Origin of the sequence: Ruminococcus sp. OM04-4AA (assembly GCF_003462585.1) — a bacterium.
Taxonomy (GTDB): domain Bacteria; phylum Bacillota; class Clostridia; order Lachnospirales; family Lachnospiraceae; genus Mediterraneibacter; species Mediterraneibacter faecis.
Window position 1 is genome coordinate 1 of the sequence record NZ_QTZH01000145.1, and the last position, 1,347, is coordinate 1,347.

Sequence of the window (1,347 nt, forward strand, 5' to 3'; positions counted from 1 at the left end):
TTGTCTATTTGCAAACGTACCCCTCTGTTAGATACCGAGGGGTTTTACCTGCTGGCGTGGCTTACGCCACACCAGCAACGGCTAGTCCGTGCCGTCGCCTTTCGCTTCGCACGTCGCCGTCCCGTCCTGCCTTGCGTTATTCGATTACCAGCGTGAACGCTTCTGGATCATCAACAATGTTGTATGAACCGAGCGTGTCCGCTGTCTGTGTATATCGGAAATGAAACAAAGGCTTTTGTCCTTTCATGGAAAAACGGGAACGGTACACCGTACCATATAAAGCGTTGGGCTTTGCCACATCATAGCTGAACAGAGTAGAAGCAAAATCATTCTCCCTGCATTTTTTGATAATTTCCTCTGCACACTTTTCTTTATCTGTAATGATAAGACGGTTGAGCGTAAAGGTAACGTGTTCTTCATGGAAATTTTCTGATGAAGTCCCCATACTTCCTACTACATCAATCTCACGTCCCCATTGCAGATAGGAAACCGCCACTCCCAGCACAAAAAGTACCGTGATTGTTATTATTTTTCTCTTTTTGCACATACTGTTACTGTCCTTTCTTGTAGGGTGTATTATAATACAGTCTACGATAATACATCTTATTTATCAATACAGTTGTATCTTATAATTCAAAGAAAAGACGAGGTACAGCGTATGCAGGTATATATTGATTTAGAAAATCTTTTGAAAGAGAAGAATATCAGCAAAAACAAAGTCTGTGAAGCGTGTAAATTACAGCGGACACAGCTTAATAACTATTGCAAGAACAAAGTTTCCAGAATTGACCTTACAATCCTTGCAAAGCTCTGTGATTTTCTGGAATGTTCCCCAAACGACATATTGAAATTGAAGTAGGACTGTCAGCTTTCGTTGCTTGCAGTCCTTTTTTCTTCCAGCCTGCCGATTTCTTGTAGAAAATCATGTCCTTTCGGGACTAAAGGCGTGTAAAATTCACTTATAACACTTGTTCCCACATCACAATAGCCACGCCCCTTGATACGCTTCTGAAAAAACTGCTTTTTCACATCTGAACCGAACAGCATACCGTAACCTAATTCGCTGATACGCCCCAATCCCACACGGAAATTGAAGTTATCTCTGATACCGTCCGAGAAATATTTTGCGTCTGGACGCTGACAGGCAACGATAAGGAAATAACCTGCTTGTCGTCCTAACATGACGATTTTCTTTAACTGGCTAAGTAGGCTCACGCTTTCTTTTGTCCCCAGCATTTCAAAAAATGCCACATATTCATCAAAGATAAGAAAGCAGGGTGGCAGTCCCAAATAGGCGTAGTTTTCGCCCGTCTTATAGTTCGGGTGTCGCTTCATTTCCTCGCTTCG

The 1,347-nt window shown here is 42.4% G+C and carries 2 protein-coding genes and 1 pseudogene; 1 reads left to right on the forward strand and 2 read right to left on the reverse strand.

The window, feature by feature from the left end; translation table 11 throughout:
• Positions 1 to 136: 136 nt before the first annotated feature.
• Positions 137 to 547 carry a hypothetical protein gene (locus DXB52_RS15760; protein ID WP_005428610.1) on the reverse strand — a complete coding sequence of 137 codons (411 nt, stop codon included), beginning with the start codon at positions 545 to 547 and terminating at the stop codon, positions 137 to 139.
• A gap of 111 nt (positions 548 to 658) precedes the next feature.
• Here DXB52_RS15760 and DXB52_RS15765 point away from each other — a divergent pair, with 111 nt between their 5' ends.
• Entirely contained in the window at positions 659 to 859 is a 201-nt protein-coding gene (locus DXB52_RS15765) for a helix-turn-helix domain-containing protein (RefSeq protein ID WP_004612745.1), read from the forward strand.
• A 5-nt stretch (positions 860 to 864) separates the two neighbouring features.
• On the opposite strand, the pseudogene DXB52_RS15770 reads toward DXB52_RS15765, so the two are convergent.
• Positions 865 to 1,347, reverse strand: a pseudogene (locus DXB52_RS15770) (ATP-binding protein); the annotation flags it as partial.

What these genes read in the sequence shown, in the direction of transcription:
- DXB52_RS15760 (WP_005428610.1), bottom strand. Translation starts at nt 547, where the DNA reads ATGTGCAAAAAGAGAAAAATAATAACAATCACGGTACTTTTTGTGCTG.
- DXB52_RS15765 (WP_004612745.1), top strand. Translation starts at nt 659, where the DNA reads ATGCAGGTATATATTGATTTAGAAAATCTTTTGAAAGAGAAGAATATC.